Raw genomic sequence first — 25,760 nt, forward strand, 5'->3', positions numbered from 1 at the left:
TTTGGGTATAATTGCGTCCCATTTTCTGTTAAGTATAGAAAAAATTCAATAGGGAGTAAGCATATGCCTAAAATGAAAAGCGTTAAAGGCGCAGTGAAGCGTTTTAAGATTAAAAAAAGCGGCAAAATCAAAAGAGGAACGGCATTTAGAAGCCACATCCTTACTAAAGTGGACGGTAAACACCACAGAAGCATGAGAAGCCCCAAGCATGTTGACAGCGTAGATGCAAAAAACATTAAAGAGATGATTAACTAAGTTAATCCCACAAAGTAGTTTCCCTCAATATGAGGCAAGTTCAAACAAAAATGTTTGACACCTACTATAACCAAACTTCGGCAGACAGTCTGTATATTAGAAGTTTTAGTACAAGATAAGGTAAAGGAAAAACCATGAGAGTAAAAACAGGTGTCGTTAGACACAGAAGACATAAAAGATTATTAAAACAAGCAAGAGGATTCTATAGCGGAAGAAGAAAACACTTCAGAAAAGCAAAAGAGCAACTTGAGCGTTCATTGGTATATGCTTACAGAGACAGAAGACAGAAAAAAAGAGATTTTAGAAGACTTTGGATTATTCGTATAAATGCAGCCGCAAGATTAAATGACTTGAATTACTCAAGATTTATGCATGGTCTTAAACTGGCAAATATTGAACTTGACAGAAAAATTCTTGCAGACATGGCAATGAATGCACCTGAAGCCTTCACAAAAGTAGCCAGTGCTTCAAAAGCAGCACTAGCAAAATAATTTTGTTTAGAAGTTACGCCTTTGGCGTGCTTCTTTCCTTTCTTTCATTATTAATTTATTTTTTACTACTCCTCATATCAGATAAATCTTTCAAACTTTGTCTATTTAGTGTCGGTTTTCTCATCCAGCTCTTTTGTTATATTATCCAATTCTCTTATAAGCGCTTGCATTTTTATACTCCAGTCTTCAAGAAAACTCTTCGTTTTATTGAGATCAATATTGATATGTGTTTTATTGAGTTCTATGCCCGCCTCTTTTTCGCTAAGTGTGCCGTCCTCAAGATCTTTGCCCAGCGTTTTCATTTTATTTTCCAGTTTGTTGCCCAGATCCTGAAAAAAACCTTTGGTTTTATTGGTGTCGACAGTAAGTATGCCTTTATCTATCGTAACACCTATCTGTGAAAGTTTTGAATCTTTCTCTTTCTCTTCTTTGATTTTTTGATCTGCTATTTCTTTGGCTTTAAGCTCCTCTAGCAGCTGTTCTCTGGCTTCTTGTGCAACTGCTGCATCATGCTGAGCCTGTTTTTCTCTACCGTCTTGGCATCCGCTTAGTGCAAGAAGTACAATACCTGACATCAATATACGCTTCATCATCCACCTCTTTTTATTTTATAAACTAGTTACATATTATTATACAATGATTCGTGGACAAAATATGAAATGAGTGTTTCGCAACAAATGCAAGCAGGGGCACAATGAGACCAATAGTTTTTGGTTTGGGATGTTTTGAGGCTTAGTATTTAAATATTGTTTGAATGACAATTGGAGACCATAGGGCATTTAAGTTAAATTTCAACCAATGTTTATTTTTTGTTAATTTAAAGTTGTTAGAATGGTAGAACGTTTTTTGACATGCGTCATCATGTTGAAATTCAAAGTCTAACAAGAAGGAGTATTTTTGAAGAAATTTTACACACTATTACTTGCAATGTCTCTCTCAACCACAGCAATTTATGCATCTGGAAAATTAATTAATCATACTATAAAAAATGGCGATTCTCTTTATACAATAGCTCGAAAGTATGATACCAGTGTTGCAGAACTCCAAAAGGCCAACAATATTAAGAAGGGAGAGATTCTTAAGCTTGGCAAAGTATTAAAAGTGCCATCGAATGCTAAAACAGACAAAAAAATAGCACAAAAAAATAGTGTAAAATCTACAGCACATACTATTTGCCAAGGTGATACCCTTTTTGCCATAGCCAGAAAGTATCACACAACCGTTGATGGGATCAGGAGAGCAAATGGCATTAAAAGCGGAGAAACACTTAAGCTAGGAAGAATGATACAGGTGCCCCAGAATACAAATATTCAAAACAGCAATAAAAAAATAGTTCAAGTTGCCACCAAGACAACTAAACTAAACAAAGAAGATAAAAAAGCAATAAAAACATTGGTAGCAAAAAATGATCAGTCAAATAAGGCGCTTAAAACAGCTCTTATTTCTCATGCTGCCCCATTGGCAAGCAATCATGCTCAAAAAAATAATCAAAAATTATCTACAAAAGCTACAAAATCAAAATCCGAAAATATTTGTAATGTTGAGCCTACAAGGATTACTTCTTTGGCAAAGCAAAAATTGGGAAAAAAATATGTTTGGGGTGCAACGGGAAACAAAGATACTTTTGATTGTTCAGGTTTGACGACTTATGTATATAAGAAAAATGGTATCAGTTTGCCAAGAAGAGCAATTGCCCAATCAAAAGTAGGGAAAGCGGTAAGTAAAAAAGAGTTGCGCAAGGGAGATCTTGTGTTTTTTGATACATCTAAAAATCGCAAGGGATATATTAATCATGTAGGTATTTATATTGGAGATGGTAAGTTTATCCATGCAAGTTCAGCCAAAAACAAAGTAGTTATAACCGATTTATCAAAATCTTTTTATAATGAAAGATTTAAAGTCGCAAGAAGAGTTACTCCCCCAGCCTCTACATCTCTCTAAAAATTCTAAAGATAAGTACTTTTTTTAAAAACCCTCAAGATTGAGGGTTAGTTTTTGTTTATTCTGCTTTTAAAACGGCACCTGAACTGGCATTGGTAACAAGCGCTCTATATTGACTAAGCCATTTTGATTTTAAAGGTTTCAGTATAGGCTTAAATTCGTCTTTTCTTTTGGCTATTTCTTCAAATGTAAGATTTGCTTCCAGGATATGATTGTCCACATCAATATGAATTTCATCACCGTCTTCAAGTAGCCCTATCATTCCCCCTTCGGCTGCTTCCGGGCTGACGTGACCTATGCTTGCTCCTCTGGTCGCACCGGAAAAACGGCCATCTGTAATAAGCGCAACTTTGTCGCCAAGACCCATTCCCATAATGAGGCTTGTCGGACTTAGCATCTCCTGCATTCCCGGTCCTCCTTTTGGGCCTTCATAGCGAATAACAACTACATTTCCTGCGTTTACTTTTCCCTTAAGGATGCCTTCAATAGCCTCATCTTGAGAATTAAAACATACTGCAGTACCCGTAAAAACTCTTTCTCCTGTGATCCCGGCTGTTTTGATAACAGCTCCTTGTTCGGCAAGATTTCCATAAAGTATAGCCAGCCCTCCAACTTCGGAGTAGGGATTGTCTATAGTATGAATGATATTGGTATCTAAAATTTTAGCATCCGCTATTTTCTCATATAAACTTTCACCAGTGATGGTAAGATTATCGATAAGAACATTATTCCCGCGCTTCATCATCTCATGCATTACGGCATTGACTCCGCCGGCCCTGTTGATATCTTCCATATGTACGGTGCTAAGTGACGGGGATATCTTGGCAATGTGTGAAACTTTTTTAGAGATAATATTAATATCTTCCAAATAAAATTCCACATCAGCCTCTTTCGCGATAGCCAACATATGCAAAACAGTATTGGAACTCCCTCCCATTGCCATATCTACTGCAAATGCATTGCGTACGGCATTTTCATTAAGAATATTTTTAAGCTTATATTTGTCACGCTCTACCTGTTCTAATTTGGCTATTTCACAGATACGGCGAGCTGCTTTTTTATAAAGTTCCGTTCTTTCGGGGGTTAATGCAAGAATTGTTCCGTTGCCCGGAAGCGCTATTCCCATAGCTTCCATGAGTGTATTCATGGAGTTAGCTGTAAACATTCCCGAACATGAGCCGCCGCTTGGGCACGCATGGCATTCGATATCATAAAGCTCTTCGTCTGTAATTTCACCTGTTTCGTGCTTTCCAACCGCTTCAAAAGCAAAAGCAAGGTCAATGGGCATCCCATCTTTTGTATACCCTTTTTGCATTGGTCCGCCAGATACAAATACTGTCGGCACATTTACACGCAGTGCACCCATAATCATACCAGGAACGATTTTATCACAGTTAGGAATGGCAATCATTGCATCAAGCTTGTGGGCATTCATTACTGTTTCTATGGAGTTGGCAATAAGTTCACGGCTTGGAAGAGAGTAGAGCATACCATCGTGTCCCATTGCGATTCCGTCATCAACTCCAATTGTATTGAACTCAAAAGGAACACATCCGTTTGCACGAATCTCTTCTTTGATAATTTCAGACACTTTATTTAGAAAAAAATGTCCGGGAATAATTTCAATGAAAGAGTTTGCTACACCAATAAACGGTTTATTGAAATCCTCATCTTTTAATCCAGTAGCTCGAAGTAAGCTTCTGTGGGGGGCTCTATTGAATCCCTGTTTTATTTCATCACTTCTCATTGTTAAGAACCTTTAAGATAATTTGAATGATTATAGCACTTTCGTACTCAAAAAGAGCAGGATAAATCATTTTTTTGCCACAAAACCATGGTTTTCTCTTTACATTAAAATATTTTTTAGCTATAATGTCATTCCATTTTCGGATTAAACTCTTCAAATGGTTGTTGGGGTGCGGGCGTAGCTCAGGGGTAGAGCATAACCTTGCCAAGGTTAGGGTCGACGGTTCGAATCCGTTCGCCCGCTCCATAAATAAAAAATCCTCTTGATGTGAAACGGTCACAATCAATTAATCTTGCTGAATTCATTGTGCAACTCAGAAGAGACTAGAAGTGTATAAATTTATAATTGTTTAAGTGGTGTTTCTATGATGCCCGGATGGTGAAATCGGTAGACACAGGGGACTTAAAATCCCCCGGCTATTGCAGCTGTGCCGGTTCGAGTCCGGCTCCGGGCACCACCTTTGGAGCTATCGCCAAGCGGTAAGGCCGCAGCCTGCAAAGCTGCTATCCCCGGTTCAAATCCGGGTAGCTCCTCCATATTTAAACTAGATTTTATCTTTTTAGGATAGAATTTTATTCTTTTCATAACCATCGGGAGATGGTAGAGCGGTTGAATACACCGGTCTTGAAAACCGGCGAAGGTAACACTTCCGGGGGTTCGAATCCCCCTCTCCCGGCCATTTTCATTCTTTATTCATCATTGTGCTAACGAAATTTATGCAGACAAGATACTGCTACTCCAAAATCAACTTAGGTTTGATTGGAAAATATTTTTAGGTATTTAGCCATAATTTCTGCTTATTTTTTTAAGATATTGTTTTTGAATCCTTTTATGTTTTTAAGTGAAATTTTATAGCTAAAGTATATTATCGCAGGCCAAAGGCCTAACCAAAATAATGAAACTGTATAATCCATATTTTCCTCCTAATAATTGTGCGCATCGGGCGCCTCAATCTCTTCTTTCGTAATTTTTGTTTTATTCATTTGGTGCCAGGCGTATGCTATGTATCCTAAAACAAAAGGAACCATCAAAGAAACATATCCCATGACCATCAATGTATAGTGACTGCCGGAACTATTCATAATAGTTAAGGAACTTTGCAAATCAAATGTAGAGGGATAGTAGGCAGTGCCATTGAGTCCCACATTTAATAGCAACGCGGTTACCGCCAATACTGTACCTGCTCCTCCTGTTTTAATACAAGAGGATTTGTTAAAATGCACAGTCAAATAAACTGCTGTAATTACCATCACAACACCCGACAAAAACATGCCTAAAATGACAGGCATGTCTAGAAAATTCAACAAATATTTAAAAGACTGTATATAAATGGAGCCATTTTCATTGATCGCAAAACCGTCTTTAGTTAAAATCCAAATTATGAAGCTTAGGAAAAATATCAAAAATGCAATCATGGTAAATTTGATTGAGTCGATGGCCCTATTTTGTATGTCTTGATGGTCTATGCTGTTTATAAAATATAGCGCACCTAATATTTTTGATAAAAATACCAAAGCAAAGCCAAGCAAATAATTGAACGGATTTAGTAATGCCTCCAAGCCCCTTAAATCATTTTGCCAATATGAAAAATTTCTTTCATCTATGATAAATTCATTGCCGCTAAAAAAAGTACTTACGGCAACGCCAAGCAAAAATACGCCCATATTTCCGTTGATATATAAAAAAGTTTCATAAGTTTTTTGACCAAAAAAGTTATTTGGTTTTATTCTGTATTCATAGCTAACGGCTTGAATGATAAAGCAAAAAAGGATCGCCATCCATACCCAGTAGGCTCCCCCGAAACTTGTACTGTAAAAAAGAGGAAAAGCGGCAAAAAGTGCTCCGCCAAACAATACCAAAGCAGTAAACCCAAGCTCCCATTTTCTGCCTAGGCTATTGACCATCATGGTTTTTTCCGTTTCGTTTGCAGAAAGAGTATTTAAAAGAGTTTGCCCTCCTTGTACAAACATCATAAAAACGAATAATCCTCCAAGAAGTGAGATTATACTCCACCAATATTGTTGCAATTGCAACAGAGATAAATTTTCAAACATCTTAGTGCCTCCCCTCAAAACCAAGTTCAATTTGTTTTGTCATAATTTTTATTTCAGCGATCAATAATGCAGTAAAGAGAACCGCAAAGAGCCAAAATGTTATCATGACATTCGTGCTTGAAATATTTGTAACCGCTATACCGACCGGCATAAGATCTTGTACAGCCCATGGCTGCCTGCCTACTTCGGCCACAATCCATCCTGCTTCGGCAGCAATATACCCAAGGGGTATTGACCAAAGGGCAGATTTTAAAATTAGTTTATAATTGGTAATTTCTCTTTTTTGAACAAGAAATAAAAGAAGAGCAAAAAGTACCATAAACCAAATTCCCAGTATGACCATTAGATGAAAACTATAAAATGTTAAAGCAACGGGCGGAACGATATCTTCCGGTTTTTCCAAATATCCATATCCAAAATATGGCATATTTTCACCCAAAACCATTTTCGCCTCATTTGCTTTTTCATCATTGTCGGTACGTTTTGCATTTTTATATTCTTTAAACGCTTCAACGGCAATTTTGCCTTTTTGGATTTTCTCTTTCGCGCTCATGATGTTTTGTTCGCTGTTGCCCCAAACTAAATCTTTAAGCCCCGGCACATAAGCATCAATATTGTGATGTCCAAGAAGCGATAGAATATATGGAATTTCAAGCTCAAAAAGATATGTATTTTCATTATTTTGGAGTGTTTTGTTCGGATTAAGTGCTCCTATTACTACGATCCCCGCTTCATTTTTTCCTTCATACAGTCCTTCCATGGCAGCCAGTTTAACCGGTTGCGTCATAGCAACTTGATGTGCCGATTCATCGCCGCTGAATAAAAGAAAAAGTGAAGTAATGAACCCAAAAGTGGCCCCTATGATCAAAGAGTTTTTAGCCATCCACGTATCTTTATCCTTTAGTATCAGCCAGCTACTTATGCCCACAACAAACAAAGAGGCTATCACATAACCGCTGCCTACAGTATGTAAAAATTTACTCACGGCTACGGGAGAAAGTATTACCTCCCAAAAGTTACTCATTTCGTTTCTTGCTGTATCGGGATTAAATACCATACCTACGGGATACTGCATCCATCCGTTTGCAACCAATATCCAGAGTGCCGAAAGATTTGAACCTATAGCTACCAGCCAGGTTGAAAGCAAATGAAAGCTTTTTGATACTCTGTTCCATCCAAAAAACATTACAGCAAAAAATGTACTTTCCATAAAAAATGCTAAAATACCTTCAATTGCTAAAGGTGCTCCAAAAATATCCCCCACAAACCAACTATAGTTTGCCCAGTTTGTACCAAACTCAAATTCCATAATAATGCCGGTTGCAACACCTATAGCAAAGTTGATTGCAAACAAGGTCATCCAAAAAATGGTGATCTTTTTCCATCTTTCATCACCTGTTTTAACATAGATAGTTTCCATAAAAGCAACGATAAAGCCAAGTCCCAATGTAAGGGGGACAAACAAAAAGTGATAAATTGCGGTCAAGGCAAATTGTGCTCTGCTCCAGTCCACCAATGTCTCTTCCATAACTATCTCCTTGTCAAATTAGATGAAACAAATTCAGATTTTTCGCTATCTGTTTTATATTCACTTTGAAATGTTTTGTCATGTATGAAAAGTTTTAAAACTATCAAAATTACAAATAGTTTTATAAAAACTATTTTCCATAGTATTTTCCCTACCGTCATCTTTCTAAAACCTTCTATATACATATCATAAATAAGTTTTATACTATTCATAGCTTTACCTTTTTGAACATATGACCATATTTTATTATGAATTTAATCTTGTGTCAAGTATTTATCAAGAGATAATAAATAGTATTAAAGAATTATTTTATGGCAAAACTAATACCTTTACGGCAATAAAAATATAAAAATAAAGGGCGCATTCTGAAGAAGAAAAATTTGTGATTATTATCAATATAAAATATTCGAAAGGTTTTTTATAGAGCCAATTGATCTATTGAAATCAATAGGAAAAAGTATATTTTATGCTATGATAAAAGATCAAATAAATCTATATTCGAAGGAGTGAACAGATGCATGAGAACATGGCAAAATTAATGTTGCGAGTAATGGTGGGGGGCTTGATGTTATTTCACGGCATTCATAAAGCAACGCACGGCATTGCTCCGATCAAAGGAATGCTTGCGGCACATCATTTTCCTGAGATGTTAGGATATGGGATCTATGTCGGCGAAATACTTGCGCCCATTTTTCTTATTATTGGATGGAAAAGCCGATGGTGGGCCGGTATTATTGCGATGACGATGGTGGGGGCTATCTACCTGGCACACAGTAAAGATATTTTTGCCATCAATGCTCATGGGGCATGGATGATAGAGTTACCCATACTGTTTTTGATTTCTTCGTTGGCAATAGTTTTGCTTGGGTCTGGAAAATATGCGATAATTCGTGACTAAGAAAGGCGGAAAATGTATAAAAAGGCAGTAGCATATATTGAACATAAAGGAAAGTGTAATGAAAAAAATAAGTCTTGTGTGGATATTGTTGTTTTTGGCCTTTCTTTTGGGGGATCAAATGAAGCCATGGACTGAGCGTATTAAGACGCTATCGCCCGAAGAAAAGCATGTGATTGTAGACAAAGGAACGGAAATGCCTTTCTCGGGAGAATATGTAAGCACAACGCAAGAGGGTATTTATACCTGCAAAGTATGTGGCCAACCGCTTTATGTTTCTAAAGATAAATTTAATTCACATTGCGGATGGCCAAGTTTTGACGATGCCATTCCCGGAGCAGTCAAAGAACAAACGGATGACGATGGTAGACGCACGGAAATTGTTTGCGCAAAGTGCGGTGCACATCTTGGCCATGTATTTAGGGGAGAGGGGTTTACTCCCAAAAACACGAGACACTGCGTAAACTCCATTTCACTTCAGTTTGAAGCAAAAAAAGACAATTTCGACAAAGTGTTACAGAAGGCTTACTTTGCGGGGGGATGTTTTTGGGGTGTTGAATATTACCTTGAAAAACTCAACGGTGTAAAAGAAGTGACCTCCGGGTATATGGGAGGTGCTATTGAGGCTCCCACTTATGAACAAGTGTCTGCCGGCCAAACAGGACACCTTGAGGCTGTAGAAGTAGTGTATGATCCAAAGATCATTACTTATGAAGCGCTTGCTAAAACATTTTTTGAGATTCATGATCCTACCCAAATAGACGGCCAAGGACCGGATATTGGAGAACAATATCGTTCCGCGGTATTTGTGGGCAATCAGAAAGAAAGAGAAGTTATTGAAAATCTTATTGGTTTGCTTGAAAAAAAAGGCTTTAAAGTTGCCACCAAGGTACTGGATATAAAGCCTTTCTATAAAGCTGAAGCCTATCACCAGAACTACTATCAGCAAAAAGAAAAGACTCCCTATTGCCATGGGTATGTGAAGCGTTTTGATTAGTTTCAAGAGTGATGCAAGCAGGGGAGGTGTGTCTACCTTTCTCGTTTGAGCAGACCTTCTCTGTATTGATTAAATGTCTGTTAAAAGGCAGGATTTCAGGTTTGGTTGGAGAAGAAGTAAAACTTTTTGTGCAAGAGAGAATCAAAATTCAGGGCTTTACCCTTTTGTGTGCTGCAAGAGAGGTAGTACCGGAACATCAAATACCGCAATCTGACCCATGTACCGAAAACGTATTGGTATAGCCGCATTGTGTACAAGTAAAAGTAAGGATTTTTGGCCCAGAGCATCCCGTTGATCTTTGATCAGCAAGCTCAATGCTTTTCTGGTGGCACTTTGGACAAAATCCTCGCTTGATGCTTGCCAGTTCGCTCTTTTTTTCTTTGAGATAATAGACATAGCTCAACACGGAGCCCGCAAGAATAATCACTAGAAAAAGTATGAGATATAATGTATCCATTCGAATCCTTAAATGTAGGTTTTAAGCTCGGCAATATGAGTTTTATAATCAGCCATATGTTGCGCAACAAACTGCCAAAAACTTTTTCGGTGATGCTTGTATTTAATGTGCGCGAGTTCATGGACAATAAGATAGTGTATCACACAAAGAGGAAGTTTCATGGCCATTGTATTAAAACTTACTGCATTTTTTCCGTTGCAACTCCCCCACTGTCGCCTAGTCTTGCGAAATTTTATTGCAGAGGGAGATAGCTGCATCTTCTTGGACCACTCTTTAACGAGCGGAGGAAAAAGCATTTTGGCTTTGTCGGCATAAAAACGGTCGATATGTGCTTGAAAAAGAAGAGGATTGTAAGAGTGATAAAAAAGTATAAATGCCGTCCCGTCAAACTCTAGCCTTGTTATTTTTTGCGAATGGGCTACAAGCTCGAGAGTGTACTGCTCTCCTAAATAATAGAGACAATTATTTCCTAAAAAATCTAGCGGTTTGCCTTTTTTATTTTGTATTTTAGCCCTAGAACTTTGAATCCACTCTGCCTTTTTAAGCAAAAGATGCTCGATATGTTTTAGTGAGACTTTGGGAGATTTAATGATAAGATCTCCATTGGCATCAAATGTGAGGTAGATGTGTTTGAGCTTTGGGTTGACAATATGGGTATAGCCTGGAAACAAAGAACTCATCTGATTAATTGATAATTTGCCCGTTTCTAAAAATCACTTTTTGATGAATCGTGCCGTCTTTGTTGAAGGCGATAGCTTCTCCCTCTTTGATGTCATTTTTATAGGTTGTTGAGATCATCAAGCTGCCATCTGGATAAAACGCTTTTTGTGCGCCCTCTTTTTTGCCGTTGACATATGGGATAGTCATCAAGATCTTCTCTTCTTTGTCGTACCATGTTTCTATACCGTTTTTCATTCCGTCTTTGATTTGGGCTGTAGAGGTAACCCGACCATCGTATCCGTATTTTTTTAGTAACCCGTTTTTGCCTGTGTCGTCGCTCATGATAAATTCGGAGCGGATTTTTCCTCCAGTAAAATACTCTCTTTCAACTTTTCCTCCAAAAAAGCTTGGCGAACTGCAACCGCTACATATAAAGATTAGCGCTATAAAAAAAGTAACAGAAGAGATAATTTTAAGTTTGGGCATGCCACACTCCCTATATTGTATTTTAATAGTTAAAGTATACTGTGAAATTGCTTTGCAGAAGAGTCAAAAGCCATAAAAATTTATTTCCAGAAAAAGGTGTTTTTTCGAGTTTGGTTAATTTTTTACAAATAATTGAAGTCTTGGTATGGCAGAGAGGAAGGGATTCGAACCCTCGATGAGTTGCCCCATACACGAGTTCCAGTCGTGCGCCTTCGACCACTCGGCCACCTCTCTACACAATTCTTCTTAAAGATGAACAAAGTTCATTTTATTGATCCCACTAAAATGTCGGCTAATGCCCTGGATAGTTTAGTTTGGATTGAAGAACGGTATTATACAAAAGAGTATCTCTTAAAATCCTTAGAAATCTATAAATTTTTAAGACAAAGTTTGGTATCATTCCCTTGCCTCTTCTTAGACCTGTGCAACGGTACTGAGAGACAGCGGGTCAGGATGGGAACATAGCAGCCCACCTTTCTTTACTGTGTGCCGCAGGGATCTGGGGAGAGGTGCTTTCACTCTTCGTTTAAAATACTCCACTCATAAAATGGCAATGCTTCAAAATGTATGTTTTTTATGTGAAATTCATATTGGTTGGCTACCGTAACGATCGTAACCTTGCGAATACCATATTTTTTATATAGAGAAAACTTATTTTGTGATTTGACCCAGAAGCTCTCTTCGCTTTCAAAGGGTGCCGCAATAACAAGCTCATCTTCTTGCGTCAGATAACCGTGATTTCCCAAGGTTTCAAAAATAATATGGTGCTTGACCATGGCCAATGCAACCATGTTGTCAAATTGAAGCATAAAAGGTTGTCCGGTTGTAAAATATTTGGCAAAAGCAAAATCAAACAACAGCATCTTTTTCCCACTTTTTTGGTATCTGTCTTCGATGAAAAAAAGAAGCTTTTCGTCGCCAAAGGCTTTAATTGTTTTATAGAGCCAATCCTTTGAAACCTTGAACTTCTCCTTGGCAAAATTATAAATTTGATGTACGGTGAGATGCTGAGTGTGATGCTGCGCAAGAATCAAAAGCAGTTTTTGTTCATTGGGCTCAAAGCGGCTCTGCATGAAGATCTTCATTGCAGAAGTGTTTGATTTGTGAAGTTTTGCCATTTGCGGGAGCGTGCCTGTTTTAAGAAAATGGTTAAAAGCATTGGTGGCCGAAACAGAGCCTTCGAAAGCAAGAAACTCTTCGTAGTCTAAAGGAAAAAGCTCCAATGGATCAAGGGAAGTGTGATGCAGTTTGATCCGTGTTACCACGATCAATCTTTCTACGCTGGGAAAAGAAGTGAGAGCGTTTTGCGTATAGTGATCCAAAACAAGCAGTTTGATTTGCATTTTGTCTATGTATTTTTGCAGTGTCTCCACTGCGAGGGAGGCAAAGATGAGGTTAGGATCCTCCATGTCAATATAGAGCGTGCATTCTTGAGGTTCTTCTTGAATGTAGTCTAGTACCATCGCACTTTTGCCGCAGCCCCTTACACCATAGAGATTAATGTCCCCCTGGAGAGGAATTTGAGTTTTTCTTGGCACGTAATGTTCATTAAAATAGTGCTGATTTTGATAATATTCAAGTAAAAGCATAGCCATCCTTCCTTTTAAAAAGGAAATATTTTTTAAAATTATAGCATTTTTGGATTAAAAACTATTGTCTGTAAAAAAAAGTTTAGATATAATTCGCGTTCCTAAATTTATGTTAGGTATATCCTTGCCTTGGTTTTGGATATAAATAACGAGTTCTTTAAAGGGTAAAAAATGGAAAAAATTAGATTAAAGCTTAAAGCTTATGATCATCGCGTGTTAGACAGATCAGTTGCTGCTATTGTAGATGCAGTCAAACGTACTGGTGCAGAGATTAGGGGCCCTATTCCAATGCCTACTAAACTCAAGCGTTATACGGTTCTTAGATCGCCGCATGTCAATAAAGACAGTCGTGAGCAATTTGAGATCAGAACCCATGGAAGAATGATCGACATCGTTTCGGCTACTTCAGATACTATTGATTCACTTATGAAGTTGGATTTAGCACCTGAAATCGAAGTTGAAATCAGATCAATGGACAAGTAGGAGTAGGGAATGGAATTTATTATAGAAAAAATTGGTATGAGTAGAACGATTGATGTACCAAGTGTTCCAGTTACGCTTCTTAAAGTCGTTGAGGCGAAAGTTTGTGAAGTGAGAGAAGACGGAAAAGCACTTGTAGCATACAACAGCAGCAAAAAACTAAACAGAAGCATCGAAGGTCAACAGACTAAGTACGGTGTGTCTAAAGAGTTTAATAAATTTATGACAATTGAAGTGGCCAAAGGTACCGAAGCTGGGGATTTGAATCTGGCAGTACTTGCAGAAGCCGCGGTTGTAAAAACATCTCTTAACACCAAGGGTAGAGGTTTCCAAGGCGGCATGAAGCGTCACGGATTCAGCGGAGGACCAGGTGCTCACGGGCATAGATTTGGTAGAAGAGTTGGTTCTATCGGTAATGCTGAATGGCCGGGACGTGTTCAAAAAGGCAAAAAGATGCCTGGACAATACGGAAACACTAAAATAACTGTAAAAAATGATGTTGTGTCTTTCGACGCTGAAAACGGCATCTTAGTATTAAAAGGTTCAATTCCTGGGCATAATGGCGCTAGAGGATTGGTAAGGATCGTGAAATGAGTAACCCAATAGTAATTAAAACAACTGATCTTCCTAAGGCATTTCTGGAAGTTCATCCGCATAACCTTTATCTTTACTGCAAAGCATATGCAGCTGGCCTTAGAGCAAATACTGCAAAGGCCAAAACAAGAGCTGAAGTGAGCGGCGGAGGCAAAAAACCATTCGCTCAAAAAGGCGGCGGTAGAGCAAGACAGGGATCAATCCGTGCTCCGCACTATAAAGGCGGGGGTGTTGCGTTTGGACCAAGCACAGACAGAAACTATGACCTCAAAGTCAATAAAAAGCAAAAGAAACTTGCACTTTACCATGCAGTAGCGGAAAAAGCAGCCAATGAAAGACTTTTTGTGGTAGATAATGTTGCAGTAGAATCAGGTAAAACCAAAGATGCTTTGGCATTTGTAAACAGTCTTGGACAAAGAGACGTACTTGTAGTAAAAGAGATGATTGATGACAAGAGTTTCTTGGCATTCAGAAATCTTCAAAATGCATATCTTGTTGAAGAAAATGAGCTTAACGCTTATCTTGCAGCCGCATATCACTCTATTGTGATCGAAAAAGCTGTATTTGAAAAATTGACTAAAGAGAGTTAAGATGGCAGATATTACAGATATTAAATCAATAATGTATACAGAGAAGAGCTTGTCTCTTCAAGAAGAGGGTGTCATCGTTGTTCAGACAACTCCAAGAATGACAAAAAATGGTCTTAAAGAGGTATTCAAAGAGTTTTTTGGTATTAACCCACTCAGAGTAAACTCTATGAGAGTGAACGGAAAAGTGAAAAGATTTAAAGGTATCGAAGGTAAAAGGGCAGATTTGAAAAAATTCTATGTCAAGCTTCCTGAAGATGCTAAAATTGAAAGCTTAGCGGTATAAGGAAGAAGAGATGGCAATTAAATCATATAAACCAACCACACCTTCACGTCGTTATATGACAAATCTTGACAGCAGTGATATTACTGCTAAAGCAAGTGTAAGAAGTCTACTTAAAAAATTACCAGCAGCAGCAGGTAGAAACAGCAACGGTAGAATCACGTCTAGACACAAAGAGGCAGGCGCAAAAAAGCTATATAGAATCATTGATTTTAAAAGAAACAAATTTGGTATCGAAGGAACTGTTGCAACGGTTGAATACGATCCATACAGAAACTGTAGAATCTGTCTTGTCAAATATGTTGACGGAGACAGAAGATATGTACTTCAGTCAAAAGGCTTGAATGTTGGCGACAAAATCATGTCAGCAGAGTCCGGACTTGATATAAAAACCGGCAATGCAATGAAACTAAAAAGTATCCCTGTGGGTACCTTGGTACACAATATCGAACTCAATCCAGGTCGTGGCGGTCAAATGGCAAGATCAGCAGGAGGCTACGCGCAAATTATGGGTAGAGAGGGCAAATATGTTTCCTTGAGACTTCCTTCGGGCGAGATGAGATATGTTCTTGGCGAATGTCTTGCAACTATCGGTACAGTAGGAAATGAAGACTTTGCAAATATCGTGATCGGAAAAGCCGGCAGAAGCAGACACCTTGGTATAAGACCTCAGACAAGAGGTTCCGCAATGAACCCTGTAGATCACCCGCATGGTGGTGGTGAAGGTAAAACGGGTTCTTCAGGACATCCGGTTTCTCCTTGGGGTATGCCAACCAAAGGTTATAAGACACGTAAGAAAAAAGCTAGTGATAAGCTTATCATCTCTAAGAGAAAGAAGTAAGGGGCTAAAATGGCAAGATCGACAAAAAAAGGTCCATTTATTGATGGTCACCTAATGAAAAAAGTGCTTAAAGCAAAAGAAGAAAATTCAAACAAACCGATTAAGACATGGTCGAGAAGATCAGTGATCTTCCCTGAATTCATCGGTTTGACGATTAATGTACACAATGGTAGACAATTTGTGCCGGTATTTGTAACTGAAAACCATGTAGGTTATAAACTTGGTGAATTTGCGCCAACAAGAACATTCAAGGGCCATAAAGGTTCTGTTCAAAAGAAAATAGGCTAGGGGTGAGAGATGAGTAGAGCATTATTAAAATTCGTAAGAGTTTCACCTACAAAAGCAAGACTGATTGCTAAAGAAGTTCAGGGAATGAATGCCGAGCTTGCGCTTGCAAGTCTTGAGTTTATGCCAAACAAAGCAGCAGGAATTATCTCTAAAGTGATTGCATCAGCTGTAGCAAACGGCGACTATGAGCCCGAAGAAGTAACTATTACTTCATGCAGAGTAGATAAGGCAGCAGTAATGAAAAGATGGAGACCAAGAGCAAGAGGTACTGCATCAAGAATCATTAAGCCAACGGCACATATTTTGGTGGAAGTCGGCGTGGCTGAAAAAAAAGGGGAGGACGCTTAATATGGGTCAAAAAGTCAATCCAATAGGTCTTAGACTTGGAATCAATAGAAATTGGGAGTCAAGATGGTTCCCTGCAAAAGGTAGGGCGTCTGATTTTATTGCTGAAGATTATAAAATTAGAAAATATTTGAAAAAAGAACTTTTCTATGCAGGCGTATCTAATATTATCATCGAAAGAACGGCTAAAAAACTAAGAGTAAATATCGTGACAGCACGTCCCGGCATTATTATTGGTAAAAAAGGTGCGGATATTGAAAAGCTTAAGTCAACATTGACAACGATGCTTGGCAAAGAAGTTGCGCTTAACATTAAAGAAGAAAAACGTCCACAGGCTTCAGGCCAGCTTGCTGCCGAAAATGTTGCAACGCAGCTTGAGCGAAGAGTAGCCTTCAGAAGAGCGATGAAAAAAGTGATTCAGGGTGCACTTAAGTCAGGGGCAAAAGGAATTAAAATTTCTGTTTCCGGTCGTCTTGGCGGTGCAGAAATGGCAAGAACTGAGTGGTATCTAGAAGGAAGAGTGCCTTTGCATACACTTAGAGCAAAAATTGATTACGGTTTTGCAGAAGCACATACTACATACGGAATTATCGGTGTCAAGGTGTGGATCTTTAAAGGAGAAGTCCTCGCAAAAGGTATCCAGGCAGAACCGCAAGAAGAGAAAAAAGGTGGCAAAAGACCATCTAGAAAAAGAGGTGAATAGTTATGTTGATGCCTAAAAGAACCAAATGGAGAAAGCAGCAAAAAGGCCGCAACCGCGGTAAAGCTTTCAGAGGTAACAAAATTGAGTTCGGTGATATCGCAATTAAAGCTACCGAAGCAGGTAGAATTGATTCTAGACAAATTGAAGCAGCGCGTATTACTATGACAAGAAAAATCAGCAGATCAGGTAAAACATGGATTAGAGTATTCCCTCATAAGCCACTGACTGCTAAGCCACTTGAAACAAGGATGGGTAAAGGTAAAGGATCCGTTGAGAAATGGGTTATGAATATCAAGCCGGGCAGAATCATCTTTGAAATGGCAGGTGTTGAAGAGACTCTTGCAAGAGAAGCTTTGATGTTGGCAATCCACAAAATGCCATTCAAGTGTAAAATCATCACTGCAAAGGATAGTAATGAATTATATTGATTTGAAAGATAAAAATGAAGCAGAACTTTTAGCAATGCTTAAAGAGAAAAAACTTGAAGTGTTTACGCTTAATGCAAAGCTAAGAACTATGCAGTTGACGAACACTTCAGAGTTAAGAGTAGCGAAAAAAGATATCGCAAGAATCCAAACAGCACTCACAGCTGTGAGATCGAAGTAAAGGGTAAAAAATGCCAAAAAGACAGATAACAGGAACGGTGATTAAAAAAGCTGGAGATAAAACAGCGACTGTTTTGGTTGAGAGAAGAGTTCTTCACCCAAGATATCACAAAACAGTAAAAAGATTTAAAAAATACCTTGTTCATGATGAAAAGAATGCAGTGAATGTCGGTGATACGGTAAACGCAATTGAGTGCAGACCGCTTTCAAAAACAAAAAGCTTCAGACTTCTTGAAATCGTCAAGAGAGGAGAAGCGTAATGATCCAGGCGTTTACAAGATTGAATGTTGCAGACAACAGTGGAGCAAAAGAAGTTATGTGTATCAAAGTACTTGGTGGTTCCAAGAGAAGATACGCATCGGTAGGCGACGTAATTATCGCTTCAGTTAAAAAAGCACTTCCGACAGGAAAAGTAAAAAAAGGTAAAGTGGTTAAGGCAGTTGTGGTAAGAACTAAAAAAGAGATTCAGAGAGAAAACGGATCGCTTATCAGATTTGATGACAACGCTGCTGTAATTATTGACGACAAAAGAGAGCCAATAGGTACGCGTATCTTCGGTCCAGTAAGTCGTGAAACAAGATATGCAGGTTTTATGAAAATCGTATCACTTGCGCCGGAGGTATGGTAATGGCTACAAAGTTAAAAATCAAAAAAGGTGACAAAGTATTGGTCATCGCTGGTGATGATAAAGGCAAAACGGGAGAAGTTCTTCAGGTATTGCCTAAGAAAGAAGCAGTGGTTGTTGCTGGATGTAAAATAGCTAAAAAAGCTGTTAAGCCAAGCGAACAAAACAAAGAGGGTGGATTTGCCAACAAAGAGATGCCAATCCATGTCTCAAATGTAAAAAAAGTAGAGGGTTAATCCTATGAGTAGAATGAAGCAAAAGTACAATGACATCGTTCCTGCGCTTAGAGAAGAGTGTGGGATAGCTAATGCGATGCAGACTCCGAAGCTTGAAAAAATCGTTATCTCTGTTGGTGCCGGCGAAGAGGGTAAAGATAGTAAGTTGATTCAAAATATGGCAGATACTATTTCTCTTATTGCAGGACAAAAAGCAGTGATTGTTATGGCGAAAAAATCTGTAGCCGGTTTTAAAGCAAGAGAAGGTTCACCAAGCGGTATTAAAGTAACGCTTAGAGGCGCAAATATGTATAACTTCTTTGATAAACTTGTATCTATCGCACTTCCAAGAGTAAAAGACTTTAGAGGTACGCCAAGAAAAGGTTTTGATGGTAGAGGTAACTATAACTTCGGTCTTCAAGAGCAATTGATGTTCCCGGAAGTGGTGTTTGATAAAATCATTAAAACTCACGGTATGAATATCACGATCGTTACAAATGTTGAAGATGATAAACAAGCATTCACGCTTTTAGAAAAGCTTGGTATGCCTTTCGCTAAAGGGAGAAACTAATGGCAAAGAAATCAATGATTGCTAAGCAAAAGAGAAAACCAAAATTTTCTACTCAAGCCTATACAAGATGTAATATTTGCGGTAGACCGCACTCAGTATACAGAGATTTTGGTATCTGCCGTGTGTGTTTAAGAAAGATGGCCAACGAAGGTCTAATTCCTGGTATGCGTAAAGCAAGCTGGTAAGGAGAAGAAATAGATGATGACAGATATAATTGCAGACTCTCTTACTCGTATAAGAAATGCTGCGCAAAGAAAATTAGACGTAACAACGCTTCTTCACTCAAAAACCATTGAAGCAACAGTGGCTATTTTTGTTGAAAAAGGGTATCTTGAGGGATACAAAGTGTTGGAAGATGGCAATAAGAAAACAATTCAAGTAGTTCTTAAATATGACGAGAATGAAAAAAGCGTTATCAACGAAATAAAAAAGATTTCTAAACCTGGTAGACGTGTTCACCAAGGTAAAGATGCAATTAGAACATTTAAAAACGGATATGGTTCTTTGGTTGTTTCAACAAGCCAAGGCGTACTTGCAAACGATGAGGCGTATAAGCGCGGTATCGGTGGCGAAGTAATCTGTAGTATTTGGTAAGGAATTAAAGATGTCAAGAATAGGAAAAAGACCAGTAACTGTAGCAGGTGGTATTGAGGTATCACTCGACGGTACGACTCTCGTCGCTAAAAAAGGCAATCTTGAAAAAAGACTTGAAACTTACGGTAGAGTAGGCATCAGTATAGATGGTAATGAGGTTACTTTCTCAAGAGCAGGCGATGACAAACAAGATTCAGCGTTTTGGGGAACATACAGAGCGCTTTTTGATAATATTATTATTGGTTTAGATCAGGGATTTAAAAAATCTTTGGAAATCAATGGTGTGGGTTACAGAGCAGCAGTTGAAGGCAATGCACTTAAGCTTCAGCTTGGGTATTCACACGATATTCTATATCCAATCCCTGCAGGCGTTGATATTTCTGTAGAAAAGAACGTTATTACAATAAGCGGTACAGACAAACAGGTTATTGGACAGGTTGCAGCCGAAATCAGAGAATTTAGACCGCCAGAGCCGTATAAAGGCAAAGGTGTCAAATACAGTGATGAGACAATCATTAGAAAAGCTGGTAAATCAGCCGGCAAGAAAAAGTAGGAGTGACGGATGTTAAAAAGTATTCAAAAAAGAAAAAATCAACTGCGCACTCAAAGAAAAGCTAGGGTTAGAGGTAAAATCTTTGGTACCGAAGTAAAACCAAGATTGACCATCTTTAAATCCAACAAACATTTTTATGCACAAGCAATCGACGACAATGCAGGTGTAACATTGGCTTATGCTGACGGTAGAAAGCTTGGACTTAAAGCTAACAAAGACGATGTTAAGAGAGTGGCTGAGGAAATGGCGAAAAACCTTGCTTCTAAAAATATCGACAGTGTTGTATTTGACAGAAATGGTTACCTTTACCACGGTGTTGTAGCCTCTTTTGCTGATGCACTTAGAGAAGCCGGAATTAAGTTTTAAGGAAGCATGATGGAAACTATTGAAAAAGAATTTGAAGAAGTAATCGTAAATATCGGACGTGTTACCAAGGTTGTTAAGGGCGGTAGAAGATTCAGATTTACTGCTCTTGTTGTCATAGGTGACAAAAATGGTACAGTAGGATACGGATTTGGTAAAGCCAAAGAAGTACCTGATGCGATTAAAAAAGCGGTGGATGATGCACACAAGAACCTTGTGAAAGTCAATATCAAAGGTGCGACTATCGCACATGATATTGAACACAAATTCAATGCTAGCCGAATTGTACTAAGACCAGCAAGTGAAGGTACGGGCATTATTGCCGGCGGTGCAGCTAGACCGGTACTAGAGCTTGCAGGGATCCAAGATGTCCTTTCAAAATCAATCGGTTCAAACAATCCAAACAACCTAGTAAGGGCGACAATCCAAGCACTTACTAGAATCAAAGCGTAAGGGGTAAAATATGGGTTTACATAATTTACAACCAGCTCCAGGCTCAACTAAAAACAAAAAAAGAGTTGGACGCGGTCAAGGTTCAGGTACAGGTAAAACAGCCGGGCGTGGTCATAAGGGTCAAAAAGCCAGAACAGGAAACAAAAGAAAAAGAGGTTTTGAGGGTGGTCAGCAGCCGCTTTACAAAAGATTGCCTAAAATCGGTTTCGTGTCAAGTGTGGAAAAACCATATGTGATCAATGTCGAAAAAATTAAAGCAATTGCTGAACTTTCTGAGATTACTCTTGAAAGTATCAAATCAGTACACAAGTTACAAAAAACAGTAACGAGAGTTAAATTGATTGGCGCAAGTGCAAAAGATCTTGCATCTAAAATCAAAGACGAAGCTGTTACTACAAGCGGAAAATAAGATGGGCAATGCTTTAACTCAGAAAATTCTGATTACTTTGGGATTCCTTTTTGCGTATAGAGTTTTAGCTTATATCCCAACACCGGGTGTTGATTTGAATGTCATCAAAGAGTTCTTTGATGACAATACAAATAATGCTTTGGGATTAGCCAATATGTTTAGCGGTGGCGCAGTTGAGCGCTTAAGTATTATCTCCTTGGGCATCATGCCTTATATTACTGCTTCTATCGTAATGGAACTTCTCGCAGCTACTTTCCCTACACTCGGTCAAATGAAAAAAGAACGTGACGGTATGCAAAAATACATGCAAATTATTCGTTATTTTACTATTTTTATTACAGTGGTGCAGGCGATTGGTGTATCAATGGGATTGCAAAGCATGACAGGTCGAGGCGGCGAGAGTGCAGTGATGATTGACCCGATGATGTTTACAGCGTTGGCAACTTTCTCCATGTTGACCGGTACAATGTTACTGATGTGGATAGGTGAGCAGATCACACAAAAAGGTATTGGAAACGGTATTTCCTTGATCATTTTTGCCGGTATCGTTTCAGGGTTGCCTTCAGCCATATCCAATACGGTTAAAGCAGTGAATGCTGGAGAGATGAACTTTTTGGTTGTGCTTGGCATCTTGGCAATCATTTTGATTACTGTTTGGGCTATCATCTATGTTGAATTGGGTGAGAGAAGAATCCCAATTTCCTATTCAAGAAAAACGATTATGCAAAATCAAAGCAAAAGAGTGATGAATTATATTCCTGTAAAAGTGAATCTTTCGGGAGTGATACCGCCAATTTTTGCCTCCGCTATATTAATGTTCCCTCTTACAATGCTGCAGGCAAGCACGCATCCTTGGATGACAGCAATTGCTGACACATTGGCGCCGGGGGGGATAGTATTTAATGTTGCGACATTTTTGCTGGTGATGTTCTTCGCATTTTTTTATGCTTCGATTGCATTTAATGCCAAAGACATTGCAGATAGCCTCAAAAGACAAGGCGGATTTATACCGGGTGTTAGACCGGGAGTTCATACTAAAGAGTTTTTGAACGAAGTAGCAAGCAGACTCACCGGTTCAGGTGCAGTTTATTTGGCAATTGTCTCTACGGTACCTTTTTTACTTATTAGCGGAATGGGTGCAAGCTTTTACTTTGGGGGAGTTTCTGTGTTGATTATTGTTCAAGTGGCGCTTGACACCATGAGAAAGATTGAAGCACAAAGAACAATGAATCAATATGATACATTGGGCAATGTAGGTCTATAATGGCTATTGCGATTAGGAAATCCGACGAGATCGTCAAGCTTAAAAAAGCTGGCGAGATTGTAGGGAAAACACTTCAGCATCTTCAAAATATTATAAAACCAGGAATGACTTTAGAGCAAATAGACAGTATTGGAGAAGCGTTTATTCGCCAGCATGGCGCAGAACCTTCTTTTAAAGGGCTTTATGGCTTCAAGGGCTCTGTGTGTACTTCCCTCAATCAAGTCTGTATCCATGGTGTGCCGGATGAAACCATTGTTAAAGAAGGTGATATCCTGGGCCTTGATATAGGTACCAAATTAGACGGCTATTATGGTGACGCAGCGATTACTATGGGAATAGGAAAAATATCCCCAGAAGACCAAGAGCTCATTAACTGCTCTAAAGATGCACTTTATCACGCGATCAGTTTGATCAAAGAGGGTATGCGCTTTAAGGAATTGACAAAAATTCTTGAAGACTTCATTGTCTCCCGCGGTTTTGTGCCATTGAGAGAGTATTGCGGACACGGTATCGGCACAAGTCCTCATGGTGAACCCAATATTCCTAACTACCTTGAAGGCAAACCAAACCAGGGTCCCAAAATAAAAAATGGGATGGTTTTCTGCATAGAGCCTATGGTATGCAAAAAAAGTGGCAAACCGGTAATACTAGGGGATCATTGGTCGGTGGTGAGTGAGGATGGATTGCGAACGAGTCATTATGAGCATCAAGTTGCTATCGTAGATGGCAAAGCGATGATATTGACTCAAGCATAATATGGACAATGACAGTTTTAATAGCATACATTTCATAAAGGAATATAATGGCAAAAGATGACGTAATAGAGATAGACGGCAAAGTGGTAGAGGCGCTTCCCAATGCAACTTTTAGGGTAGAGCTTGAGAATGGTCATATTGTACTTTGTCATATTGCAGGAAAAATGAGGATGCACTACATTAAAATCCTTCCGGGCGATAAAGTAAAAGTGGAGCTAACGCCATATAGTTTAGACAAGGGTCGTATTACATTTAGATATAAATAGTATTTTCTGGCAATATGTCTTTTTTCAAGATGGTACCCAAGGTGAACCCGTGGGTATATTTTCAGTCCAAACTAAATTTCATAAGCATTAATTAATAATTATTTAGATAAAATCACTGTCCCTTAAACTCTAGGGATTTAAAACTGCGTGAAGAATCTTTGATTAAGTAGCACCGATTACTCAAGGATTGGATTATGATACTCGATAGTCCACGCAAACAAAGAGTGCCTTGTGCACTCTAGGTGCAAAAATATCGTAGGAGTAACCAATGAAGGTTAGACCATCAGTGAAAAAAATGTGCGATGACTGTAAAGTTATTAAGCGCAAAGGTATCGTACGCGTGATTTGTAAAAATCCAAAACATAAACAAAGACAAGGATAAGTATGGCACGTATAGCAGGTGTTGATTTACCTAAAAAGAAAAGAATGGAGTATGCCCTTACTTATATTTTTGGTATAGGGCTTACAACGTCAAGACAAATTCTTGACAGAACTGGCATAGACTACAGCAAAAGAGTTTATGAACTTACAGATGCTGAAGCAGCAATAATTCGTAACGACATTCAAGAAAATGCCATGGTGGAAGGTGATCTTCGCAAGAAAGTAGCACTTGACATCAAGGCACTTATGGATTTAGGAAACTATAGAGGTCTTAGACACAGAAGAGGACTTCCTGTTCGTGGACAAAGCACTAAGACTAACGCGCGTACTAGAAAAGGTAAGCGTAAAACTGTTGGCGCGGCATAAGGAGTAAATGAATGGCTAAGAAAAAAGCAAAAAAAAGTATTGCTAAAGGTATAGTGTACGTAGCTGCAACATTTAACAATACCGTAATTACAGTAACTGACGAAATGGGAAATGTTATTTCTTGGAGCAGTGCAGGCGCATTAGGCTTTAAGGGAAGTAAAAAATCCACACCTTTTGCAGCAGCAGAAGCTGTAGCAGACGCAATGGAAAAAGCAAAAGAAAACGGCATCAAAGAAGTGGGCATTAAGGTACAGGGCCCAGGTTCTGGTAGAGATACAGCAGTTAAATCTATTGGTGCAACAGAAGGTGTCCGTGTAACATTCCTCAAAGATATTACACCGCTTCCTCACAACGGATGCAGACCTCCTAAAAAGAGAAGAGTGTAATTTAATTAATAAATTAAAAATAGTAGTTTAGGTATGCATTGCAGCGCAATGCTTATATTTTTTACGAAAAATAAAAAGGTAATATAGATGGCAAGATATAGAGGTCCTGTTGAAAAACTAGAAAGAAGACTTGGTGTTGATCTTGGATTGAAAGGTGAGAGAAAACTTGCCGGCAAAAGTGCATTGGAGAAAAGACCATATGCACCAGGACAACATGGACAAAGAAGAACAAAAATTAGCGGATACGGTCTCCAGCTTAGAGAGAAACAGAAAGCTAAATTTATGTACGGCGTAAGTGAAAAACAATTTAGAACATTGTTTAAGGAAGCACATGCAAAAGAAGGAAATACGGGAAATATTTTGATCCAGCTTCTTGAGCAAAGACTTGATAATGTTGTGTATAGAATGGGATTTGCTACGACAAGAGCATCCGCAAGACAATTTGTTAATCATGGACATATTGTGGTGGACGGAAAAAGAGTAAATATTCCTTCATACAGAGTAAAAGCAGGTCAAAAAATTGAAATTAGAGAGAAAAGCAAAAGCAATTCTCAAATTCTTAGAGCAATCGAGTTGACTAACCAAACCGGTATGGTTGAGTGGGTTGATGTGGATAAAGAAAAACTTTTCGGACTTTTTACAAGAATTCCTGAAAGAGAAGAGATTTCAATCCCAGTTGAAGAGCGTCTAATCGTCGAGCTTTATTCTAAATAATCTTAGTAAAGGCTAGTTA

At 38.6% G+C, this 25,760-nt stretch carries 41 protein-coding genes, 5 tRNA genes and 1 other RNA gene; 37 read left to right on the top strand and 10 right to left on the bottom strand.

The features are described 5' to 3' along the window. Positions 1–63: 63 nt before the first annotated feature. Both CFH81_07135 and CFH81_07140 read left to right on the top strand, forming a co-directional pair. On the top strand, positions 64–255 hold the full coding sequence (locus CFH81_07135) for a 50S ribosomal protein L35 (GenBank protein ID DAB39983.1): 192 nt from the start codon (positions 64–66) through the stop codon (positions 253–255). A 134-nt stretch (positions 256–389) separates the two neighbouring features. Then, a complete protein-coding gene (locus CFH81_07140; protein ID DAB39984.1) occupies positions 390–746 on the top strand; it encodes a 50S ribosomal protein L20 in 357 nt (118 codons plus the stop codon). Between the two features lie 101 nt (positions 747–847). Here CFH81_07140 and CFH81_07145 read toward each other — a convergent pair whose 3' ends face one another. Then, on the bottom strand, positions 848–1,336 hold the full coding sequence (locus CFH81_07145) for a hypothetical protein (protein ID DAB39985.1): 489 nt from the start codon (positions 1,334–1,336) through the stop codon (positions 848–850). Positions 1,337–1,643: 307 nt separating this feature from the next. Between CFH81_07145 and CFH81_07150 the strand changes: the two genes are divergently transcribed. Beyond that, positions 1,644–2,687, top strand: coding sequence for a hypothetical protein (locus tag CFH81_07150; protein DAB39986.1), 1,044 nt, complete (start codon positions 1,644–1,646; stop codon positions 2,685–2,687). Between the two features lie 58 nt (positions 2,688–2,745). Here CFH81_07150 and ilvD read toward each other — a convergent pair whose 3' ends face one another. Then, a complete protein-coding gene (ilvD, locus tag CFH81_07155) occupies positions 2,746–4,434 on the bottom strand; it encodes a dihydroxy-acid dehydratase (protein DAB39987.1) in 1,689 nt (562 codons plus the stop codon). A 171-nt stretch (positions 4,435–4,605) separates the two neighbouring features. On the opposite strand from ilvD, the gene CFH81_07160 reads away from it, so the two are divergent. The 4 genes from CFH81_07160 to CFH81_07175 all read left to right on the top strand — a co-directional run bounded on the left by CFH81_07160 (position 4,606) and on the right by CFH81_07175 (position 5,113). After that, positions 4,606–4,680 (top strand) — tRNA-Gly (locus tag CFH81_07160). Positions 4,681–4,803: 123 nt separating this feature from the next. After that, positions 4,804–4,891 (top strand) — tRNA-Leu (locus tag CFH81_07165). 5 nt (positions 4,892–4,896) lie between these two features. Continuing rightward, positions 4,897–4,970: transfer RNA gene (locus CFH81_07170), tRNA-Cys, on the top strand. A gap of 55 nt (positions 4,971–5,025) precedes the next feature. Then, positions 5,026–5,113 (top strand) — tRNA-Ser (locus CFH81_07175). Positions 5,114–5,357: 244 nt separating this feature from the next. On the opposite strand, the gene cydB is transcribed toward CFH81_07175, so the two are convergent. The 3 genes from cydB to CFH81_07190 are packed head-to-tail and all read right to left on the bottom strand — an operon-like array spanning position 5,358 to position 8,228. Beyond that, the gene (gene cydB, locus CFH81_07180) at positions 5,358–6,488 is read right to left on the bottom strand and encodes a cytochrome d ubiquinol oxidase subunit II (protein ID DAB39988.1); all 1,131 of its coding nucleotides are present in this window, start codon (positions 6,486–6,488) and stop codon (positions 5,358–5,360) included. 1 nt (position 6,489) lies between these two features. After that, a complete protein-coding gene (locus CFH81_07185) occupies positions 6,490–8,016 on the bottom strand; it encodes a cytochrome ubiquinol oxidase subunit I (protein DAB39989.1) in 1,527 nt (508 codons plus the stop codon). Positions 8,017–8,018: 2 nt separating this feature from the next. Then, the gene (locus tag CFH81_07190; protein ID DAB39990.1) at positions 8,019–8,228 is read right to left on the bottom strand and encodes a DUF4492 domain-containing protein; all 210 of its coding nucleotides are present in this window, start codon (positions 8,226–8,228) and stop codon (positions 8,019–8,021) included. 302 nt (positions 8,229–8,530) lie between these two features. On the opposite strand from CFH81_07190, the gene CFH81_07195 reads away from it, so the two are divergent. Next, a complete protein-coding gene (locus tag CFH81_07195) occupies positions 8,531–8,914 on the top strand; it encodes a GntR family transcriptional regulator (protein DAB39991.1) in 384 nt (127 codons plus the stop codon). A 58-nt stretch (positions 8,915–8,972) separates the two neighbouring features. Next, positions 8,973–9,908 carry a methionine sulfoxide reductase gene (locus CFH81_07200; GenBank protein ID DAB39992.1) on the top strand — a complete coding sequence of 312 codons (936 nt, stop codon included), beginning with the start codon at positions 8,973–8,975 and terminating at the stop codon, positions 9,906–9,908. A gap of 196 nt (positions 9,909–10,104) precedes the next feature. Here the strand turns inward: CFH81_07200 and CFH81_07205 are convergent, their stop codons facing one another. From CFH81_07205 to CFH81_07220, 4 genes are all read right to left on the bottom strand, one after another. Then, positions 10,105–10,365, bottom strand: a complete 261-nt coding sequence (locus CFH81_07205; protein DAB39993.1) for a hypothetical protein — start codon at positions 10,363–10,365, stop codon at positions 10,105–10,107. A gap of 8 nt (positions 10,366–10,373) precedes the next feature. Beyond that, positions 10,374–11,045 carry a hypothetical protein gene (locus CFH81_07210; GenBank protein DAB39994.1) on the bottom strand — a complete coding sequence of 224 codons (672 nt, stop codon included), beginning with the start codon at positions 11,043–11,045 and terminating at the stop codon, positions 10,374–10,376. Positions 11,046–11,049: 4 nt separating this feature from the next. Then, positions 11,050–11,511 (bottom strand): hypothetical protein, encoded by a 462-nt coding sequence (locus CFH81_07215; protein DAB39995.1) that lies wholly within the window; start codon positions 11,509–11,511, stop codon positions 11,050–11,052. A gap of 146 nt (positions 11,512–11,657) precedes the next feature. Then, positions 11,658–11,745: transfer RNA gene (locus CFH81_07220), tRNA-Ser, on the bottom strand. A 177-nt stretch (positions 11,746–11,922) separates the two neighbouring features. Between CFH81_07220 and ffs the strand changes: the two genes are divergently transcribed. Continuing rightward, positions 11,923–12,020, top strand: an RNA gene (ffs, locus tag CFH81_07225) — signal recognition particle sRNA small type. 6 nt (positions 12,021–12,026) lie between these two features. On the opposite strand, the gene CFH81_07230 is transcribed toward ffs, so the two are convergent. Beyond that, positions 12,027–13,100 (bottom strand): hypothetical protein, encoded by a 1,074-nt coding sequence (locus CFH81_07230; protein ID DAB39996.1) that lies wholly within the window; start codon positions 13,098–13,100, stop codon positions 12,027–12,029. 171 nt (positions 13,101–13,271) lie between these two features. Between CFH81_07230 and CFH81_07235 the strand changes: the two genes are divergently transcribed. The 27 genes from CFH81_07235 (at position 13,272) to CFH81_07365 (ending at position 25,741) form a co-directional block, all read left to right on the top strand. Continuing rightward, positions 13,272–13,583, top strand: a complete 312-nt coding sequence (locus CFH81_07235; protein ID DAB39997.1) for a 30S ribosomal protein S10 — start codon at positions 13,272–13,274, stop codon at positions 13,581–13,583. A 9-nt stretch (positions 13,584–13,592) separates the two neighbouring features. Further along, a complete protein-coding gene (locus tag CFH81_07240; GenBank protein ID DAB39998.1) occupies positions 13,593–14,174 on the top strand; it encodes a 50S ribosomal protein L3 in 582 nt (193 codons plus the stop codon). After that, positions 14,171–14,764 (top strand): 50S ribosomal protein L4, encoded by a 594-nt coding sequence (locus CFH81_07245; GenBank protein DAB39999.1) that lies wholly within the window; start codon positions 14,171–14,173, stop codon positions 14,762–14,764. The genes CFH81_07240 and CFH81_07245 overlap by 4 nt, the downstream gene beginning before the upstream one ends. Before the next feature lies 1 nt (position 14,765). After that, positions 14,766–15,047, top strand: a complete 282-nt coding sequence (locus tag CFH81_07250) for a 50S ribosomal protein L23 (protein ID DAB40000.1) — start codon at positions 14,766–14,768, stop codon at positions 15,045–15,047. A gap of 10 nt (positions 15,048–15,057) precedes the next feature. After that, positions 15,058–15,885, top strand: coding sequence for a 50S ribosomal protein L2 (locus tag CFH81_07255; GenBank protein ID DAB40001.1), 828 nt, complete (start codon positions 15,058–15,060; stop codon positions 15,883–15,885). Positions 15,886–15,894: 9 nt separating this feature from the next. Then, entirely contained in the window at positions 15,895–16,173 is a 279-nt protein-coding gene (locus tag CFH81_07260; protein DAB40002.1) for a 30S ribosomal protein S19, read from the top strand. Between the two features lie 9 nt (positions 16,174–16,182). Then, entirely contained in the window at positions 16,183–16,521 is a 339-nt protein-coding gene (locus tag CFH81_07265) for a 50S ribosomal protein L22 (protein ID DAB40003.1), read from the top strand. Position 16,522: 1 nt separating this feature from the next. Next, on the top strand, positions 16,523–17,221 hold the full coding sequence (locus CFH81_07270) for a 30S ribosomal protein S3 (protein DAB40004.1): 699 nt from the start codon (positions 16,523–16,525) through the stop codon (positions 17,219–17,221). A 2-nt stretch (positions 17,222–17,223) separates the two neighbouring features. Then, a complete protein-coding gene (locus CFH81_07275; GenBank protein DAB40005.1) occupies positions 17,224–17,649 on the top strand; it encodes a 50S ribosomal protein L16 in 426 nt (141 codons plus the stop codon). Next, on the top strand, positions 17,636–17,827 hold the full coding sequence (locus CFH81_07280) for a 50S ribosomal protein L29 (GenBank protein DAB40006.1): 192 nt from the start codon (positions 17,636–17,638) through the stop codon (positions 17,825–17,827). Before CFH81_07275 ends, CFH81_07280 begins: the two co-directional genes overlap by 14 nt. Before the next feature lie 10 nt (positions 17,828–17,837). Further along, positions 17,838–18,086 carry a 30S ribosomal protein S17 gene (locus tag CFH81_07285; protein ID DAB40007.1) on the top strand — a complete coding sequence of 83 codons (249 nt, stop codon included), beginning with the start codon at positions 17,838–17,840 and terminating at the stop codon, positions 18,084–18,086. Then, the gene (locus CFH81_07290; GenBank protein ID DAB40008.1) at positions 18,086–18,454 is read left to right on the top strand and encodes a 50S ribosomal protein L14; all 369 of its coding nucleotides are present in this window, start codon (positions 18,086–18,088) and stop codon (positions 18,452–18,454) included. The genes CFH81_07285 and CFH81_07290 overlap by 1 nt, the downstream gene beginning before the upstream one ends. Next, positions 18,454–18,687 (top strand): 50S ribosomal protein L24, encoded by a 234-nt coding sequence (locus tag CFH81_07295; protein DAB40009.1) that lies wholly within the window; start codon positions 18,454–18,456, stop codon positions 18,685–18,687. The genes CFH81_07290 and CFH81_07295 overlap by 1 nt, the downstream gene beginning before the upstream one ends. Positions 18,688–18,691: 4 nt before the next feature. Further along, positions 18,692–19,237 (top strand): 50S ribosomal protein L5, encoded by a 546-nt coding sequence (locus CFH81_07300; GenBank protein DAB40010.1) that lies wholly within the window; start codon positions 18,692–18,694, stop codon positions 19,235–19,237. Continuing rightward, entirely contained in the window at positions 19,237–19,422 is a 186-nt protein-coding gene (locus CFH81_07305) for a type Z 30S ribosomal protein S14 (protein DAB40011.1), read from the top strand. The genes CFH81_07300 and CFH81_07305 overlap by 1 nt, the downstream gene beginning before the upstream one ends. A gap of 13 nt (positions 19,423–19,435) precedes the next feature. Then, on the top strand, positions 19,436–19,831 hold the full coding sequence (locus CFH81_07310; protein DAB40012.1) for a 30S ribosomal protein S8: 396 nt from the start codon (positions 19,436–19,438) through the stop codon (positions 19,829–19,831). Between the two features lie 10 nt (positions 19,832–19,841). Beyond that, positions 19,842–20,384 (top strand): 50S ribosomal protein L6, encoded by a 543-nt coding sequence (locus CFH81_07315; GenBank protein ID DAB40013.1) that lies wholly within the window; start codon positions 19,842–19,844, stop codon positions 20,382–20,384. Between the two features lie 9 nt (positions 20,385–20,393). Continuing rightward, positions 20,394–20,750 (top strand): 50S ribosomal protein L18, encoded by a 357-nt coding sequence (locus CFH81_07320; GenBank protein ID DAB40014.1) that lies wholly within the window; start codon positions 20,394–20,396, stop codon positions 20,748–20,750. Between the two features lie 9 nt (positions 20,751–20,759). After that, the gene (gene rpsE / locus CFH81_07325; GenBank protein ID DAB40015.1) at positions 20,760–21,200 is read left to right on the top strand and encodes a 30S ribosomal protein S5; all 441 of its coding nucleotides are present in this window, start codon (positions 20,760–20,762) and stop codon (positions 21,198–21,200) included. A 10-nt stretch (positions 21,201–21,210) separates the two neighbouring features. Continuing rightward, positions 21,211–21,609, top strand: coding sequence for a 50S ribosomal protein L15 (locus tag CFH81_07330; GenBank protein DAB40016.1), 399 nt, complete (start codon positions 21,211–21,213; stop codon positions 21,607–21,609). Position 21,610: 1 nt separating this feature from the next. Then, positions 21,611–22,873 (top strand): preprotein translocase subunit SecY, encoded by a 1,263-nt coding sequence (locus tag CFH81_07335; GenBank protein DAB40017.1) that lies wholly within the window; start codon positions 21,611–21,613, stop codon positions 22,871–22,873. Continuing rightward, entirely contained in the window at positions 22,873–23,628 is a 756-nt protein-coding gene (gene map / locus CFH81_07340; GenBank protein ID DAB40018.1) for a type I methionyl aminopeptidase, read from the top strand. The genes CFH81_07335 and map overlap by 1 nt, the downstream gene beginning before the upstream one ends. Positions 23,629–23,675: 47 nt before the next feature. Next, the gene (locus tag CFH81_07345; protein DAB40019.1) at positions 23,676–23,894 is read left to right on the top strand and encodes a translation initiation factor IF-1; all 219 of its coding nucleotides are present in this window, start codon (positions 23,676–23,678) and stop codon (positions 23,892–23,894) included. Between the two features lie 268 nt (positions 23,895–24,162). Continuing rightward, positions 24,163–24,276 carry a 50S ribosomal protein L36 gene (gene rpmJ, locus CFH81_07350; GenBank protein ID DAB40020.1) on the top strand — a complete coding sequence of 38 codons (114 nt, stop codon included), beginning with the start codon at positions 24,163–24,165 and terminating at the stop codon, positions 24,274–24,276. Positions 24,277–24,278: 2 nt separating this feature from the next. After that, complete coding sequence (locus CFH81_07355; protein DAB40021.1) at positions 24,279–24,641, top strand: 30S ribosomal protein S13; 363 nt, start codon at positions 24,279–24,281, stop codon at positions 24,639–24,641. Between the two features lie 11 nt (positions 24,642–24,652). After that, entirely contained in the window at positions 24,653–25,027 is a 375-nt protein-coding gene (locus CFH81_07360; protein DAB40022.1) for a 30S ribosomal protein S11, read from the top strand. An 87-nt stretch (positions 25,028–25,114) separates the two neighbouring features. Then, entirely contained in the window at positions 25,115–25,741 is a 627-nt protein-coding gene (locus CFH81_07365) for a 30S ribosomal protein S4 (GenBank protein DAB40023.1), read from the top strand. Positions 25,742–25,760 lie beyond the last annotated feature (19 nt).

The sequence above is a fragment of the Sulfurovum sp. UBA12169 genome, assembly GCA_002742845.1.
Lineage (GTDB): Bacteria > Campylobacterota > Campylobacteria > Campylobacterales > Sulfurovaceae > Sulfurovum.